The organism is Mumia sp. Pv4-285, from assembly GCF_041320275.1.
In the GTDB taxonomy this organism is placed as follows: domain Bacteria; phylum Actinomycetota; class Actinomycetes; order Propionibacteriales; family Nocardioidaceae; genus Mumia; species Mumia qirimensis.
Genome location: NZ_CP162023.1, coordinates 1,634,710 through 1,651,103 on the forward strand (window position 1 = coordinate 1,634,710; position 16,394 = coordinate 1,651,103).

General features: G+C 70.8%; 13 protein-coding genes. 5 read left to right on the plus strand and 8 right to left on the minus strand.

From position 1 onward, the window contains the following. Nucleotides 1-9: 9 nt before the first annotated feature. Nucleotides 10-897 carry a glycosyltransferase family 2 protein gene (locus AB3M34_RS07930; RefSeq protein ID WP_370618810.1) on the plus strand — a complete coding sequence of 296 codons (888 nt, stop codon included), beginning with the start codon at nucleotides 10-12 and terminating at the stop codon, nucleotides 895-897. A gap of 15 nt (nucleotides 898-912) precedes the next feature. On the opposite strand, the gene AB3M34_RS07935 is transcribed toward AB3M34_RS07930, so the two are convergent. After that, on the minus strand, nucleotides 913-1,761 hold the full coding sequence (locus tag AB3M34_RS07935) for an ABC transporter ATP-binding protein (protein ID WP_370618812.1): 849 nt from the start codon (nucleotides 1,759-1,761) through the stop codon (nucleotides 913-915). A gap of 1 nt (nucleotide 1,762) precedes the next feature. Then, nucleotides 1,763-2,575: an ABC transporter permease gene (locus tag AB3M34_RS07940; RefSeq protein WP_370618814.1), complete on the minus strand. Its 813-nt coding sequence runs from the start codon at nucleotides 2,573-2,575 to the stop codon at nucleotides 1,763-1,765. A gap of 145 nt (nucleotides 2,576-2,720) precedes the next feature. Here AB3M34_RS07940 and AB3M34_RS07945 point away from each other — a divergent pair, with 145 nt between their 5' ends. The 4 genes from AB3M34_RS07945 to AB3M34_RS07960 are packed head-to-tail and all read left to right on the plus strand — an operon-like array spanning nucleotide 2,721 to nucleotide 9,876. Then, nucleotides 2,721-4,118, plus strand: coding sequence for an SDR family NAD(P)-dependent oxidoreductase (locus tag AB3M34_RS07945; protein ID WP_370619970.1), 1,398 nt, complete (start codon nucleotides 2,721-2,723; stop codon nucleotides 4,116-4,118). Further along, complete coding sequence (locus tag AB3M34_RS07950; protein ID WP_370618816.1) at nucleotides 4,111-7,605, plus strand: CDP-glycerol glycerophosphotransferase family protein; 3,495 nt, start codon at nucleotides 4,111-4,113, stop codon at nucleotides 7,603-7,605. Before AB3M34_RS07945 ends, AB3M34_RS07950 begins: the two co-directional genes overlap by 8 nt. After that, complete coding sequence (locus AB3M34_RS07955) at nucleotides 7,602-8,588, plus strand: glycosyltransferase family 2 protein (protein ID WP_370618818.1); 987 nt, start codon at nucleotides 7,602-7,604, stop codon at nucleotides 8,586-8,588. Before AB3M34_RS07950 ends, AB3M34_RS07955 begins: the two co-directional genes overlap by 4 nt. A gap of 22 nt (nucleotides 8,589-8,610) precedes the next feature. Further along, nucleotides 8,611-9,876, plus strand: a complete 1,266-nt coding sequence (locus tag AB3M34_RS07960) for a polysaccharide pyruvyl transferase family protein (RefSeq protein ID WP_370618820.1) — start codon at nucleotides 8,611-8,613, stop codon at nucleotides 9,874-9,876. Here AB3M34_RS07960 and AB3M34_RS07965 read toward each other — a convergent pair. The 6 genes from AB3M34_RS07965 to AB3M34_RS07990 form a co-directional block, all read right to left on the minus strand. Next, nucleotides 9,827-11,026, minus strand: a complete 1,200-nt coding sequence (locus AB3M34_RS07965) for a CDP-glycerol glycerophosphotransferase family protein (RefSeq protein ID WP_370618822.1) — start codon at nucleotides 11,024-11,026, stop codon at nucleotides 9,827-9,829. The two genes, AB3M34_RS07960 and AB3M34_RS07965, sit on opposite strands and share 50 nt — an antisense overlap. A gap of 10 nt (nucleotides 11,027-11,036) precedes the next feature. Next, entirely contained in the window at nucleotides 11,037-11,861 is an 825-nt protein-coding gene (locus tag AB3M34_RS07970; RefSeq protein WP_370618824.1) for a CDP-alcohol phosphatidyltransferase family protein, read from the minus strand. A 22-nt stretch (nucleotides 11,862-11,883) separates the two neighbouring features. Then, entirely contained in the window at nucleotides 11,884-12,489 is a 606-nt protein-coding gene (locus AB3M34_RS07975; protein WP_370618826.1) for a hypothetical protein, read from the minus strand. Nucleotides 12,490-12,564: 75 nt separating this feature from the next. Continuing rightward, on the minus strand, nucleotides 12,565-13,818 hold the full coding sequence (locus tag AB3M34_RS07980) for an MFS transporter (RefSeq protein ID WP_370618827.1): 1,254 nt from the start codon (nucleotides 13,816-13,818) through the stop codon (nucleotides 12,565-12,567). Next, nucleotides 13,815-15,785 (minus strand): M13 family metallopeptidase, encoded by a 1,971-nt coding sequence (locus AB3M34_RS07985; protein ID WP_370618829.1) that lies wholly within the window; start codon nucleotides 15,783-15,785, stop codon nucleotides 13,815-13,817. The genes AB3M34_RS07980 and AB3M34_RS07985 overlap by 4 nt, the downstream gene beginning before the upstream one ends. A gap of 40 nt (nucleotides 15,786-15,825) precedes the next feature. After that, the gene (locus tag AB3M34_RS07990; RefSeq protein WP_370618831.1) at nucleotides 15,826-16,389 is read right to left on the minus strand and encodes a helix-turn-helix domain-containing protein; all 564 of its coding nucleotides are present in this window, start codon (nucleotides 16,387-16,389) and stop codon (nucleotides 15,826-15,828) included. Between the last annotated feature and the right edge of the window lie 5 nt (nucleotides 16,390-16,394).

Consider the following 16,394-nt stretch of genomic DNA (forward strand, 5'->3'; position numbering starts at 1 on the left):
GTGGCTCGCGTGACCAGCGCCCGCGTACGCCCCCGAGTCGGAGTCGTCGTCCTCACCCAGGGCAAGCGTCCTGAGGACCTCACGGCTGCCATCGAGTCGGTCCTCGCGCAGGACGACGTCGACGTCGACGTCGTGTGCGTCGGCAACGGTTGGGCACCGACCGGGATCCCCGATGGTGCCGCCGCCGTCGCCCTGCCGGAGAACCTCGGCATCCCCGCCGGACGCAACGCCGGCGTGCCCCACGTCTCGGGCGACCTGCTCCTGTTCGTCGACGACGACGCGCGCCTCCCCGACGCGGACTTCCTGCGCCGCGCCGCCGAGCTCTTCGCCGCCGACCCGCGGCTCGGCGTCGTCCAGCCGAGGGTCGAGAGCCCGGGGGAGGACGCACCCACCCGGTGGATCCCGCGGATGCGCAAGGGCGATCCGAGGCGGTCGTCGCCCGCGTTCTCGCTGTGGGAAGGCGTCCTGGTCGTGCGCCGTGCCGCCTTCGAGGCGGCCGGAGGATGGGGCGACGAGTTCTTCTACGCCCACGAGGGCATCGAGCTCGCGTGGCGGGTGTGGGACGCCGGCTACGAGGTCTGGTACCGCGGTGACCTGCGGTGCGAGCATCCCGCGATCGATCCGGCGCGGCACGCCTACTACTTCCGGCTGAACGCCCGCAACCGGGTGTGGCTCGCGCGCAGGAACCTGCGGTGGCCCTTCAGCTGGGCGTACGTCGCCACCTGGACGGCCGTCGCCGTGGCGCGCGGTGTCCGGTCAGCAGACGGGCGCCGGTCCCTCCGACCTTGGTTCGCGGGGTGGCGCGAGGGGTGGCGTACGGATCCGGGACCGCGTCGGCCGATGCGGTGGCGCACGGTGCTCGCGATGACGCGCCGCGGGCGGCCACCTGTCGTCTGACAGGGTGGCTCGCGGTCAGACGACCGTACGGAGGCCGTCTTCCTCGTCGTCTTCCTCGTCGTCGTCGGACAGCAGGCCCAGCTTGCGCATGCGGCGCATCCGGCGCTCGTGGCGGCGACGGAGGGCGGCCTCGTCGCCGGAGTCGCTGAAGTACTGGTCGACGACGTCCTGGATCGGACCGTCGAGGATCAGCTGCCCCTCACGCAGGTAGAGGCCACGGCTGCAGAAGCGCGTCAGGTTGGCCTCGCTGTGCGACACCATGAACAGCGTGCGGCCGTTGGACAGCATCTCGTCGATCCGCTCGAAGCACTTCTCCCGGAACGCGCGGTCACCGACGGCGAGGACCTCGTCGACCAGCAGGATCGGCTCGTCCAGACGCGAGACCACGCTGAACGCCACGCGCACCTTCATGCCGGACGACAGGTGCTTGTAGGGCGTGTCGACGAAGTCCTCGATCTCGGCGAACTCGACGATCTCGTCGAAGGACGCGGCGATCTCCTTCTTGCTCATGCCGTGCAGCCCGGCGGCCAGGTAGATGTTGTCGCGGACCGTCAGGTCACCGACGAAGCCGCCGGTGATCTCGATGAGCGGCGCGACGCCACCGTTGACGACCACTCGGCCTTCGTCCGGGATCAGAACGCCGGCGATGGTCTTGAGCAGGGTCGACTTGCCCTGGCCGTTGCGGCCGACGACGCCGATCGCCTCTCCCGGCTGCACGTCGAACGAGATGTGGCGGAGGCCGAAGAACTCGCCGGCGCGAACGCCGGACTGGCCCTTGAAGATCAGGTCGCGGACACTGCGATGCCGGCGCGAGCGGTGGAACCGGACCGACACGTTCTGCACGGAGATGATGGGTTCGGTCATGTCAGAGCTCCTTGAGGACAGTGCGCTCGAGCCGAGCGAACAGCCACCAGCCGACGGCGAGGACCAGGAGCGACATCGCGGCCGCATAGCCGACGTGCCACCACTCGAGGTAGTGCGGATAGATCCCTGCCCGGAACAGCTGGAGGATGTCCGCGACCGGGTTCGCGACGTAGACCCACCGGAGGTCCTCGGGCAGCCGAGTGACGGAGTAGAGGACGGGGGAGGCGTAGAAGAAGAGCCTCAGGAAGATGGCGACGAGTCGCTGGAGGTCGGGCACGAGGACGGTGAGGACGCTCAGCCCCAGCCCGACGCCTGCCAGCAGAACAGCCATGATCAGCATGGCGAGGGGGAAGGTGATCAGCATGTTCCAGTGCAGCGGGGTCTGAGTCGCAAGGAGGAAGCCCGCGAGCACGGGAAGGGCGAGCAGGAACTCCACGCCGTTGGACGCCACGACCCGCAGGACCCAGATCTCGCGCGGCAGGTTGGTCGACCTCACCAGGCGCGACGAGCTCCTCAGCGCCTTGGAGGCCTGCGACACGGAGCTGTTGAACCACTGCCACGGGAGCATGCCAGCCAGCAGGAAGACGATGTAGGGGTCGTCTCCGGGGACGTCCCTGGGAAACAGCAGACTGAAAATCGCCCAGTAGACGAGGCTCATCAGCAGCGGGTCGAGCACCGTCCAGACGTATCCGAGGACGGAGTTGGCGTAACGGACCTTCAGATCCCGGCGGATGAGGAGAAGGAGGATCTTGCGTGCGCCCCAGATGGCACGAATTCGCGCCAAGGGCGAACGCGTGTAGCTCGAGTCGACCATCGGTCCCTTTCGTCCGGAATCCCGTCCCGCTCCGGGGACGGACCCCCGCTCAGCACGCCCACTGTACGCGCGCGATCAAGCAGATCCGCGAGCACCCTCAGGCTCGTGTCACGTCCGACAAGTTACCCTCTAGGTCGTGACTAGGATGCGAAACGTGGCCGTCGTGCTCGCCGGCGGTGTCGGGACCCGGGTGGGCCTCTCGATCCCGAAGCAGCTGATCAAGATCGCCGGGAAGCCGATCATCGAGCACACCATCGCAGTCATGCAGGCATCCCCTCTCATCGACGAGATCATCGTCTTGATGACGCCGGGTCACCTCGACCCCGTCCGTGCCATCGTCCGCACCGGCGGGTACGACAAGGTCACCCAGATCCTCGAGGGTGCCGACACCCGCAACGCGACCACCCAGCGCGCTCTCGCCGCTCTCGGCGACGAGGAGTGCAACGTCCTCCTCCACGACGCCGTCCGCCCGCTCCTGTCGCAGACGATCCTCGAGGACGTCGTGGCGGCGCTCGACGACTACGAGGCCGTCGACACGGTCATCCCGTCCGCCGACACCATCGTCCAGGTGCACGAGGACTCCGGCACGATCGCCGACGTCCTCCCTCGCCACCTGCTGCGGCGGGGGCAGACGCCGCAGGCGTTCCGCCTGTCGGTGATCCGCGCCGCGTACGCGGAGGCCGACAAGGACCCCGACTTCGTCGCGACCGACGACTGCACCGTGGTCCTGCGCTACAACCCGAGCGTGCCGATCACCGTCGTCGACGGTCACGAGCGCAACATGAAGGTCACGGAGCCGATCGACGTCTACATCGCCGACAAGCTCTTCCAGCTGGCGTCGGCCGAGCGTCCGGCCGCGCTGAGCGAGGCCGAGCAGGTCGCGGCGCTGGAGGGCAAGACCGTCGTGGTGTTCGGCGGGTCGTACGGGATCGGCGGCGACATCGCCGCCGTCGCCGAGCGGGCGGGAGCCAACGTGTTCTCGTTCTCGCGCTCGGCGACCGAGACCCACGTCGAGCGGCGCGGTGACATCCGCGCCGCGGCGGAGACGGTGCTCGCGAAGACCGGCCGCGTCGACTACGTGGTCAACACCGCCGGTGTCCTCCCGATCGCGCCGCTGTCGGAGACGAGCGAGGAGACCATCTACAACGCCACCGAGGTCAACTACCTCGGCCCGATCTTCATCGCCCAGGAGTTCTACCCGCACCTGGCCGAGACCTCCGGCTCGCTCCTCCTGTTCACCTCGTCGTCCTACACGCGCGGACGCTCGGGCTACTCGCTCTACTCGTCGGCGAAGGCAGCCGTCGTCAACCTGACCCAGGCGCTCGCCGACGAGTGGGCCGGGTCGGTCCGCGTCAACTGCGTGAACCCGGAGCGCACCGGGACCCCGATGCGTACGAAGGCTTTCGGCGACGAGCCGGCAGGCACGCTGCTCTCGTCCGACGAGGTCGCTCGGCAGTCCCTCGACGTGCTCCTCTCGTCCCAGACCGGCCACGTCGTCGACATCCGACGCGAGAGCGGTCCCGCGGCGATCACGAATGGCTGACCCGGGGCTGGCGCCGCCGGAGGCGGGACGCGTCACGGCGGCTCGCGGGGGCGATGCCGCGACGCAGATCGGGACGGCCGCCACGGTCGTCCTGGCCACGGCTGCGGCGCTGACGGGCGTGGTGGAGGCCGTCGTCGTGGCCGTGCTGCTCGTGGCGCTCGCCGCCCTCGCCGTGGACGCGTGGCGGTTCACGCGCAGGGACGACCTCCCGTTGACCGAGGATCTCGTCCTTCTCGGGCACGACGGCCCCGTCCGTGGCGGTGTCGGCGCGGCCGTGACCGTCTGCTTCGTGGCGTGGAGCGACTCGTCGGTGTGGCTCGCGTCGCTCGCCGCGCTGATCAGCATCGGCATCGTCGTCCTGGAGCCGGTGCTCGGCCAGGCCCGCCAGTACCGCGTCACCTTCGTCTCGAACGTCCCGGGCCTGTCCCAGGCGCCGAAGCAGATCGACCTCGAGGGTGCGGCCACGGGAGCCCACCTCGGCGCCCTCGCGTTCGGCGCGATCGCCGCCGGGCTCGGGCTCCCCGTCGCGTGGTGGGCGGCGGTGACGCTCGTGGCCGCGGTCCCCGACGTGATCATGGGCATCAACGCCGCCGTCAGGATGCGCGCCGGCCGAAGGATCGAGGCCGAGCTGGCCGGTGCTGTGACCCGGTACGCCCCCGAGGCGGTCGTCTACACCGCGTGGCCGGAGGACGGCACCCACCAGGTGACGATGTGGCTGCCGTACCTCCAACGGACCGAGCGCCGTCTGCTCATCGTGGCGCGGCACAACTTCCCGGCCGAGCTCCTCGCCGAGCACACCGATCTCCCGATCGTCGTCCGTCGGGGCTCGCGTGACCTCGACGACGTGGTCGTGCCCTCGCTCACGACGGCGTTCTACGTGAACGCGTCGTCCGGCAACAGCATCTTCGTCCGTCACAACCAGATCACCCACGTGTTCCTGGGCCACGGCGACTCGGACAAGCCCACCTCGTACAACCCGACGCACGCGATGTACGACCGCATCTTCGCGGCCGGCGAGGCGGCTGTCCGCCGGTACGCCGCGCACGGCGTCGCGATCCCACGCTCGACGTTCGACATCGTCGGCCGACCGCAGGTCGAGGGTGTCCACCGTGTCGACGGTCCCGTGCCGGCCGACCCGACAGTCCTGTACGCGCCGACCTGGCGCGGACACGTCGACGAGACCGCCTACCACTCGCTCCCGATCGGCGTCGCGATCGTCCGCGGGCTGTTGGCCCGCGGGGCGACCGTCGTCTTCCGGCCACATCCGTTCAGCTACCGCTTCGAGACCGACGCGGACACCATCCGTACGATCCACCAGCTGCTGCGTGAGGACGCCGACCGGACCGGGCGGCAGCACGTGTACGGCGAGCGGGCCGAGAAGGCGATGTCGATCTTCGACTGCATCAACGCCGCTGACGCGATGGTGTCGGACGTCTCGAGCGTCGTGGTCGACTGGCTGTTCTCGGGCAAGCCGTTCGCGATGACCGCCATGACGGAGACCGGCCCGGACTTCGTCGCGCACTACCCGATCGCCTCCGCCGCGTACGTGATCGAGGGCGACGCCGCCAACCTGGACGCTGCGCTCGACCCTCTGCTGGGCGCCGACCCGCTCGCGCTCGATCGTCGTGCCGTGCGCACCGACTACCTGGGCGACTTCGCGGCGGACGGCTACGCCGACGTGTTCGTCGACCGCGCCCGAGCGATCATCGACGCGCCGCGGGAGCATGCGGCGGACGAGTCGACGGCGGAGGCCGACACCGAGGACGGGGGCGGACGCCTCACGCTGGGCGCCATCCGGCGCGAGCTGGCCGTCGCCGCGCGCGACGTCGTGACGGGCGGCCTGGCGCTGCTCGTGTTCGTGGCGACGCTGGTCGGGTCCTCCGCCACGCTTCCCTTCGTCGTCACGCTCGTCGCGATGGCGCTGTTCGTCCCCCTGCACCGGCGCGCCCGTCCGGGCAATCCCCAGTACGCCCAGATCGCCGGCACGCTCCAGATCTCACGCATCCTCCTGCTGCTCGCCCTCGTGGTCGGGTGGTTCGACTGGCACGGGCCGTCGTGGGCGGTCGCCGCCGCCGTAGCCGCCGTCGCGGCAGCGACAGCAGCCGAGTCCACGGTGTTCGAGAACTGGGAGCGGGTCGGTCTCGAGGCCCGCAACCTGCCGACGTTGAGGGTCGAGGTCCGCGAGGTCGTCTCGCGAGGGACGGTCGGCGTGATCAACGTCCTCGCGGTCGTGGCGTTGTGGATCTGCGGTGCAGCCGGCTGGGCCGCTGTGCTCGTGGCCGTGGCGGCGGCGGTCGCCGCCACGACTCTCGTGTCGCTGGTGGTGGGCCTGACGCGCGTCCACCGCTGCGTCGACGCCGAGGACCGGCTGTACGCGACGCTGGAGGACCACGCGCCCGAGTTCGCGGTCTACTTCGGTTCGAACATCGGCGCGCCCTACCAGCTCGGCATGTGGATGCCGTACTTCGAGCGTCTCGGGCGGCCGTTCGTGGTGGTCACCCGCAACCTCACGATGTTCCGCACGATCGAGGGGATCACCTCGGCGCCGATCGTCCACCGACCGAGCATCCGGAGCCTGCAGGAGGTCGTCGTCCCGAGCATGCGGGCGGCGTTCTACGTCAACAACGCTCCCAACAACACGCACTTCATCGAGCGACGCCAGATGGTCCACGTCTGGCTGAACCACGGCGACTCGGAGAAGCCGGCCTGCTACAACCCGGTGCACGCGATCTACGACCGGATCTTCGCGGCCGGCCAGGCCGGTGTCGACCGGTACGCGCGCCACGGCGTCGACATCCCTCGGGAGAAGTTCGAGATCGTCGGCCGTCCGCAGGTCGAGGACATCGTCCCGGCGCGCGGGCCGATCGACTCGCTCGAGGACCGAACCGTCCTGTACGCACCGACCTGGCGCGGCCCGTACGCCGACTCCGAGGTCTACTCGCTGCCGCGCGGCGAGGAGATCGTCGCGGCGCTGCTGGCCCGAGGCGCCCGAGTGGTGTTCCGGTCGCACCCGTTCAACTACCGGTTCCCCGACGCCACCCGGACGATCGCGCGGATCGGTGCGCTGCTGGACGGCGACCGCGCCCGCACCGGCCGACAGCACGTGTGGGGCGACGCGGCAGAGGTCGCGATGTCCGTCGTGGACTGCTTCAACGCCTCCGACGCCATGGTCGCCGACGTGTCGGCCGTCGTGTCCGACTACCTCCAGTCGGGCAAGCCGTACGCGATGGTCTCGGTGGGACGCACGCCGGAGCAGCTGTGCGCGGAGGCGCCGGCCGCGCGGGCGGCGTACGTGGTCGAGGGCAACCTCGCCAACCTCGACGACGCGCTCGACGCGATGCTCGGCGCCGACCCGCTGGCCGAGGAGCGCGCCCGTACCCGTGCCTACTACCTCGGTGACTTCGCGCAGGGTGCGTACGCCGACGGCTTCCTGACCGCCGCCCGACGCCTGATCGACGTCGGCCCGCTCGACGAGGGACTGCGATGACGACCGACAGCACGGGCTCGATGCCTCCGGTCTCGGTCTTCATGACCGTCCGCAACGAGGAGCGTGACCTGGCCGAGTGCGTCGAACGCATCCTCGCCCAGGAGTACGTCGGGGTGATCGAGGTCGTCGTGGCGGTCGGCCCGTCGGAGGACAGGACCCGAGAGATCGCCGACGGGCTCGCGTCGACGCACCCGACGGTCACGATCGTCGACAACCCGAGCGGGTTGACCCCGCACGGGCTGAACGCCGCGGTCGCGGCTGCCTCGCACGACTACCTGGTGCGAGCCGACGGGCACGCACTGTTCCCGCCGGACTACCTGGCCCGCATCGTCTCGGCCCTCGCGGACACCGGCGCCGCGAACGTCGGTGGCCGCATGTCGCCTGAGGGTCTGAGTCCCTTCGGGCGCGCCGTGGCGCGCGCGATGTCGTCGCGGTTCGGCATCGGCGGTGCCGCGTTCCACACGGGAGGAGAGGCGGGTCCGCAGCCGACCGTGTACCTCGGGGCGTTCCGTCGTGACGCTCTCCAGAAGGTCGGCGGCTACGACGAGCACTTCGTGCGAGCCCAGGACTGGGAGCTGAACCACCGGCTGCGTGAGACGGGGGAGACGGTGTGGTTCCTCCCGGACGTCGCCGTCACCTACCGGCCGCGGGAGACGTGGAAGGCGTTCGCCACGCAGCAGTACCGCACCGGCGGTTGGCGCCGTCGAGTGATCAAGCGGCACCCCGAGACGGCCTCCGTCCGCTACCTCGCACCGCCGGCCGTGGTGGTGGGCAGCACGCTCGGCCTCGCTGCCGGCGCGGTCGGTGCGTTCACGACGCCGTGGCTGATGCTTGGTCTCGCCGTTCCGGCCGGCTATCTCGTGGGCGTCGGTGCAGCGGCTCTCTGGGAGGGACGCGACCTTGATCCGCAGGCTCGACGGCGTCTCCCGGCGGCCATGGTGACGCTCCATGGAGCATGGGGGCTAGGCTTCCTCTTGAGTTAGTCGATTATCTTAGGAGACATTTGTGACGCGCTTGCTGCTCCGGGCTCACAAGAGCCCCTTCACCGCACCGTCGGCCGGACGAGTGCTCGCGCGCAACCTCATCGGCAACAACGTCGGCAACCTCGTCTTCAGCTACTCGGTCCAGCGCACCCTGTCGGTGCCCGGCACGACGATCGACGTGGCACGGCTCAACCGAGCCCGTACGCTCGGCACCGAGGAGATCGACGAGAAGTACGACCACGTCGTCATCCCGCTCGCGAACGCGTTCCGCAAGCGCTTCCTGCCGAACCTCGACGCGATCACCGAGACCATCGAGAAGCTCTCGGTGCCGGTCACCGTGGTCGGCGTCGGCGTCCAGTCGGCGGTCGACGAAGGAGTCGCAGCACCGCGGCAGGTCGCCGATGCCGTCACCCGGTTCGTGCGCGCCGTGCTCGACCACTCGCCGTCGATCGGCGTCCGCGGCGAGCGGACCGCCGACTACCTCGCCGGGCTCGGCTTCGGGCCCGAGCACGTCGAGGTCATCGGCTGCCCGTCGATGTTCCTCCACGGCGACCGGCTCCCGCTGCGTCGGACGGAGCCGCGCCTCGATCCGGACGGGCCCATCGCGTTCAACCTGTCGCCGTACCTCGCGCAGATGGCGCCCGTGGTCGAGGACCAGGTCGCCCGCTACCCCGGGCTCGTCTACTTCGGCCAGGACATCGACACGCTCCGCCTCCTCCTGGAGGGCACGAGCCGCCGCAGGGGCGCCGACGAGCGGCTGCCCGTCCACCCGGACCACCCCCTGATCGCCGGCGGACGGACGCGTTTCCCGACGGATGTGACGCGGTGGCTCGAAGCGCTGTCCGCGTACCCGTTCTCCTACGGCACCCGGATCCACGGCAACATCGCGGCACTGCTGGCCGGCACCCCGGCGTACGTGCTCACCCACGACGCCCGCACGCTCGAGCTGGCGCGCTACCACGAGATCCCGCACCGCAGGATCGACGTCCCGTTCGACGGGGTCGACGCCGTCGAGCTGCACGAGGCCGCGGACTGGGGGCCGATGGTCTCGGGTCACGCCGAGCGCTTCGAGCGCTATGCGGCCTTCCTCCACGCCCACGGACTGTCCCACGTGTTCGAACCGGGTCAGGCGGCCGGCGCCGAGGCGTTCGACCAGCGGGTCGCCCGCAAGTCCTTCCCGCCCCTCGTGGGAGAGCCGGTCGGGGCAGCGCGCCGCCCGCGCGACCTCGGCGACCGCATCACGCCGAAGCTGCGGAAGCTGGTCCGATCGGCTCGTCCGCGATCCTGAGCGCCTCTTCGAGCGCACCGACGAAGCGCCGGGTGCTCGCACCGGCGGACATGTCGCCGAAGTAGTGCTCCGACAGCGCGAGCATGCGCTCGCGTGGCCAGTTGGCGTCGAGGAGCGTCGCCGCACGCGGGGCGTCGGCCGCGTGCAGGCGGGGAACCTCCTCGAGCAGACGCGACGGCGGTAGCGTGGCCCGCGGCTCGGTCGGCACTGTGACCAGCATCGGCTTCGCCGTCGCGAGCCAGTCGTAGGCCACCGACGACAGATCGGTGACGCACACGTCGGCGAACGCCCACTGCCACCCGTACGGGCCGGTGTCGACGATGTGCCGGTCGCCGTGCTCGGCGAGCAGCGCTCGGATCCGCCGGTCGGCCGCCGCGTAGGCAGGGTCCTGGACCCCCGCGCGCGGGTGCGGACGGTAGACGACGCGGTAGCGCGGGTCGCTCACCAACGACGACACGAGTGCAACTCCGTGCGATGCCACCGAGCCGTACGCCATGCTCGCGCGGTCGCCCTCCCACGTCGGCGCGTACAGGACGCGGGTCGTGCCGTCGTCCGCCCACTCCGGTGCGCCGGGATACGCGAGGTCGAGCTGTGGACGACCCACCTCACGGACGTGCACCGCGTCGTCGAATCCCCGCAGCGCTCCGGCCACGCGCTCGCGCGCGGCCGGGCCGGCGACCAGCACCCGGTCGTACGCCTTGTTCTGGTTGGTGACGCTGGAGTCCTTGTCGCTCTCACCGTGGCCGAGGTGGACGTGGACCGGCGCGGCGAACCGCAGCATCCGGAAGTTCAGGGGGAGGTGGTTCAGGTAGAGCACGGTCTTGACGGCGCCGCGGGCGAGCAGGTCCTCGAGGTAGGTCGATCCTGGTGCGAAGAAGACGGGGAGGGACGTCTCGGCGAGCACGCGGCGTCCGGTGTCGGGCCGCGAAACGACGACGACGACGGGCCACGGGAGCGCCGTCAGGACTCGGTCCCACTGACGGAGCTGGTAGAGGTTCTCGGGCCCGTCGGCGAAGTACACCGCGACCGGAGCGGCGAGCGCACGCGGGTCGGAGTTGCAGCGGGAGGCGAACGTGCTCCGCTCGAGCCGGTTGCGGACCTGCCTGCTCGCCCGCGAGACGATCCTGGCCATCCCTCTCAACCGGTGCACGTCGCCGATCCTAGGCGCGAAGGCGGGACGAGGCGAGGATCGTCACGAAGTGGCCGATGACGGCGAGCAGCGCCAGGGGGAGCAGCACCACCAGCAGCGTGCGGGTCCCGGCGAGGCCGCCCCACGCCGAGCCGGCCACGATGTCGACGATCGCCGCGACGAGCGCCAGCAGCGTCAGCTCGACGGAGTGGTAGAGCCGGTGGAAGGGGATGAACCGCGCGACGCGGCGCAACCTCGCGACGAGACCCGGTCGCGGCGCGGCGGTCTCAGCGCTGTCGGCGAGGCGAGGCAGCCCCGAGAACGTGCGCGAGACGTGGACGAAGTCGTTGAGCGCCTTGTTGTGGAGGATCAGCACGGCGAGCAGAGCGCCGAGCGTCGTCCAGCCGTAGTGTCCGTCGAGGTCGCCGAACCCGCCTGCGGCGCGCACGCCCAACGCGATGGGGATCAGCGACTCCGCCGTGTAGTGCCCGATCTTGTCGAGGAAGGTCCCAGCCGGCGAGAACGTCCCGCGCCAGCGGGCGACCTCACCGTCGGCGCAGTCGAGCAGCATCTGCAGCTGGCCGAAGAACACCGCGAGGAGGGCGCCGACCAGACCGGGGATCAGCAGCGAGCCGGCGGCCGCCCACCCGCTGAGGATCATGAGTCCGGTGACCGCGTTCGCGCTCAGCCCGAGGCGTACGAGTGGGCGGCTCAGGTACGGCGAGATGTCGCGCAGGTAGACGTCGGCGACCCAGTGCTCGGCGCTGCGGCGGGAGCGCACCTCGGGCGGCTGCGCGATCGCGCGGTACTCGGCGAGCGTCGGGTGGGTGGGGCGCACGGTGGACGAGTCGGACACGGCCGCCACCGTAGCACCAGGGTCAGTAGACCCCGCGCGCCAACATCGGGGGCTCCTGCACCGACCACCGCAGTGCCTCGGGACAGTACGGCCCGTGCCACTCGCGCACGACCTGGATCCCGCCCGACGGGACGATCTCGGCCCACCACTGCGGACAGTGCGCGCACGGGGTGATCACGAGGTCGGAGGCGTCGAACTCGACCGGAACCATCGGCGCGCTCTGGGCGGGGTGGCCACCGACGTCGCTGAGGTCGACGAGGAAGCCGTCGACCCGTACACCGAGCCTGCCGCCGTCGGGGACGACCCGTCCGACCACGACGACCTCGTGGACGAGCCCGAGCGAGTCGACGATGCGGTGCGGGTAGCTGTAGTCGCTCGGCTTGCTCAGGTCGCGCAGCGCGAAGGCGATCTCTGTGCGGCCCGCGTCGTCCGGGTGCTGGTGGCGTCGCACGAGCTCCGTCGTGACCGTCGTCGACTCCGGGATCCCGAGGATCGAGTACATCCCCTCCGAGAACTCCCAGACCTCGGCCTGCGGCCAGTAGGTGTAGTGGCCCATCGCCGGTGAAGGTCCCCACGGCATGTACTTCTTCATCAGCTCCCCCGAGCGCTCAGGCCACCCCCGTGGCATACGACGACCGTAGGTCACCGTCCGCGAACGCGACAAGGGTTGCACCCCCGTTGCGCCGAAACCACGACGTGCCGTTCAGCGAGGGAGCCGGTGCCGCCCTGCCATCACCATGCGGATCGCGGGCACCGTGAGGAACGCGGCCACCACGTTGAGGGGCCCGAACCCCCACACGCTCACGATGACGCCGGCGAGCAGGCCGCCCATCGCCCCCGCGAGGTTCATCACCATGTCGGACGCGCCCTGCACGGCGGGGCGCGTGTCGGGCTCGACGGACTGGGCGACCAAGGAGGAGCCGGCGATGATGGACGCCGACCAGCCGAGCCCGAGAAGGACCAGACCGACGATGATCCGGACCTCCGACTCGCCTGCCGTGCCGGCGACGAGCGTGGCGAGCAGCAGGGTGGCCTGGCCGAGCGTGATCGTACGGCCGCGGCCCCACCGGTCCGTGAGGATGCCCATCACGGGTGCGAGGGCGAACATGCCGGCGATGTGCAGGCTGATGGTGAGGCCGATCACGGTGAGCGTCGCGCCGTGGTCCTCCATGTGGACCGGGGTCATCGCCATCACGGCCACCATGACGGCGTGGGCCCCGGCGACGGTGACGACGCCGGTGCGGGCAGCGGCGTTCGTCCGGAGGACCGGCCACGCGTCCCGCATCCGCGAGCGCCGGGGTGCCTCGCCCTGCGAGGCTGGCCGGATCGTCCGGGCGACCCGCAGTGGGTCCGGGTTGAGCATCACGGCCATCAACGTCGCCGTCAGGACGAAGCCGACCGCCGCGAACACGAAGGGACCGGCGAGGTCGGGGATCCCGAGGGCTTGAGCGGTGCGCGCGCCGAGGTCGGTGAGGTTGGGCCCGATCACCGAGCCGATCGTCGTCGCCCACACGACGAGCGAGAGCGCCCGACCGACGTGCATCGGCTCGGCGAGGTCGGTCGCCGCGTAGCGGGACTGGAAGTTCGTCGCGCTGTTGGCGCCGACGACGAAGAGGCCGATCAGCACCAGCCACGTCGCGTCGAGCTGGGCTCCTCCGACGACGACGACGGCGCCGAACGACGCGATCAACCACCCCGTCGAGAGACTGGTGCGGCGGCCGCGGGACGACGCGAGCGCGGCGAGCGGGACGGCCAGCAGCGCGGCGCCGAGCGTGAGCATCGTCGTCGCGAGCCCGGCGACGGCCGAGGACCCGGAGACGTCCTTGACGAGGAGTGCGCCGACCGACAGCGCGGCCCCTGCGCCGATGCCGCCGACGACCTGCGCGGACGCGAGGACCCCGATGGTACGACGCTGGATCCCGGCTACCCGGTCGGCGGTGTAGACGTCGGTGGTCACCAGATCGTCACACGCTGATCGGGCTCCAGCCACATCGCGTCGTCCGGCGTCACCCCGAAGGTGTCGTGGAAGGCGTCGAGGTTGCGGACGACCTGGTTGCACCGGAACTCCGGCGGGGAGTGAGGATCGACGGTGAGGCGGCGAACCACCTCGGCCGGGCGAACCTTGCCGCGCCAGACCTGGGCCCACGACGTGAAGAACCGCTGCCGGCCCGTGAGCCCGTCGAGCACCGGCGCCTCCTCGCCGCCCAGCGCGAGCTGGTAGGCCTTGTAGGCGATGCCGAGCCCGCCGAGGTCGCCGATGTTCTCGCCGATGGTCAGCGCACCGTTGACCGCCTGCCCGTCGGCGCCGTCGGGCGAGAGCGCGTCGTACTGGGCGATCAGCGTGCCGGTCAGCTTCTCGAACGCCGCTCGGTCGTCGTCGGTCCACCAGTTGCGCAGCGCGCCGGTGCCGTCGTACTGCGAGCCCTGGTCGTCGAAGCCGTGCCCGATCTCGTGACCGATGACCGCGCCGATGCCGCCGTAGTTGACGGCGTCGTCGGCGTCTGCGTCGAAGAACGGCGGCTGCAGGATCGCCGCCGGGAAGACGATCTCGTTCATCGTCGGGTTGTAGTAGGCGTTGACGGTCTGCGGCGTCATCAGCCACTCGTCGCGGTCGATGGGCTGCCCGATCTTGGCGAGCTCACGGTCGGTCGCGACGTCGGAGGCGCGACGGACGTTGCCGAGCAGGTCGGTGGGATCGACCGACAGGGCGCCGTAGTCGCGCCAGTGCAGTGGGTAGCCGACCTTCGGGGCAAAGGAGGCGAGCTTCTCGAGGGCACGCTTCTTGGTCTCGTCGCTCATCCAGGTCAGCGCCATGATGCTGTCGCGGTAGGCGACGACGAGGTTGGCGACGAGGGCGTCCATCCGTGCCGCGGCGGTCGGCGGGAAGTGACGCTCGACGTAGAGACGGCCGATGCCCTCACCGATCGCGCCCTCGGCGAACCCGACGCCGCGCTTCCAACGGGCGCGCAGCTCGGTGGTGCCCGACAGCGTGCGACCGTAGAACTCGAAGTTCGCGTCGACGAAGTCGCTCGACAGGTACGGGGCAGCCGACGAGACGAGGCGGAAGCGCAGCCAGTCCTGCCAGGACTCGACCGGCTCCTCGCGCAGCGCCTCCGAGAGCGCCTCGAGGTAGGACGGCTGGGCGACCACGACCTCCGCCAGGACCGACATGTCGAACCGGGCGGCCGCTGCCCACGCGCGCCAGTCGAGCGCCGTCGTGAGGAGCTGGAGCGCGTCGACGTCCAGGAGGTTGTAGGTCTTCACTGCGTCACGGCACGCGACGCGGTCCCAGTGGCCCTTCGCGAGCCGTTCCTCGAGGGCGTACACGCGGGCAGCCCGGATCTCGGGCTCGTCGAGACCGGCGAGGCCGAGCATGGTCGCGACGTGCGCGCGGTACGCCGTACGGACGGCCTGGAACTGGTCCTCGCGGTAGTACGCCTCGTCGGGCAGGCCGAGCCCGCCCTGGACGACGGTCACGACGTAGCGGTCGGGGTCGCCGGCGTCGGGGCCGACGTACATGCCGATCACGCTCGACGCGCTCTGGCGCTCAAGCCGGCCGATGGCCTCCACGACGCCGTGCAGGTCGCTGACCGCGTCGACGGCGGCGAGGTCGGCCGCGAGCGGAGCGGCACCCAGCGCCTCGACCCGCTCGGTGTCCATGAAGCTCGTGTAGAGGGCGCCGATCTTGGCGGCCTCGTCCTCGACGGACGCGCCGGTCGGATCGCCGGCCGCGCTCTGGCACTCCTCCACGATCGCTCGCACGTTGGCCTCGGCCTCGTCGACGAGCGTGACGAACGAGCCGGCGACGGCGCGGTCGGCGGGGATCTCACTGGTGGCGAGCCACGTCCCGTTGACATGCCTGAAGAGGTCGTCCTGCGGACGGACCTCCGGGTCGATGCCGCTGCCGTCGATGCCTGACCTCACCGCGTCCTCCTCGTCTCGCCGGTCGTGAGACGAGCTTGCCTCACGACCTGGTCAGTCTAGGCGTGACGATCACCAGAACGCCTTGTGCATTTTCGCCGCCGAGCGCGAGGTAGTGGTGCGGGACGTCCGCGTCGAAGGTCGCGTGCTCGCCGGCCCGCACCTCGACGGGTGCGGCGTCCGGGCCGATCCGGAGCGTGCCCGCGACGACGACGAGGTGCTCACGGACGCCGGCGCCGTGCGAGGGTGAGCGGCGCAGCTCACCCGCCGCGAAGTTCATCACGTACGTCTCGACGGTGGCCTCGGGTCGGTGCCCGACGTCGACCAGGCGCGCGGTGACGCCGCTGCCGGAGACCTCGGCTCCGATCGCCTCGTCGAGGAGCGCCGCGAGGGGCACGCCGAGGGGTTCGGCGAGCGCGTAGAGGGTCGCCAGCGTGGCGTTCCGGCGGCCCGCCTCCAGCTCGGAGAGCGAAGCCTTGCCGATCCCGGCAGCGCGGGCGAGCGCGGACTGGCTCAGTCCGCGGTCCTCGCGCAGCCGGCGCACCTGGGCGCCCACCCGCGTCGGCGTACCGGCGCCGTCGGCGGGAGCCGTACGGGTCTCCTCCACCTGGG

Coding starts and splice junctions, on each gene's coding strand:
- AB3M34_RS07935 (WP_370618812.1), bottom strand. CDS start 1,761: ATGACCGAACCCATCATCTCCGTGCAGAACGTGTCGGTCCGGTTCCAC.
- AB3M34_RS07940 (WP_370618814.1), bottom strand. CDS start 2,575: ATGGTCGACTCGAGCTACACGCGTTCGCCCTTGGCGCGAATTCGTGCC.
- AB3M34_RS07945 (WP_370619970.1), top strand. CDS start 2,721: ATGCGAAACGTGGCCGTCGTGCTCGCCGGCGGTGTCGGGACCCGGGTG.
- AB3M34_RS07950 (WP_370618816.1), top strand. CDS start 4,111: ATGGCTGACCCGGGGCTGGCGCCGCCGGAGGCGGGACGCGTCACGGCG.
- AB3M34_RS07955 (WP_370618818.1), top strand. CDS start 7,602: ATGACGACCGACAGCACGGGCTCGATGCCTCCGGTCTCGGTCTTCATG.
- AB3M34_RS07975 (WP_370618826.1), bottom strand. CDS start 12,489: ATGCCACGGGGGTGGCCTGAGCGCTCGGGGGAGCTGATGAAGAAGTAC.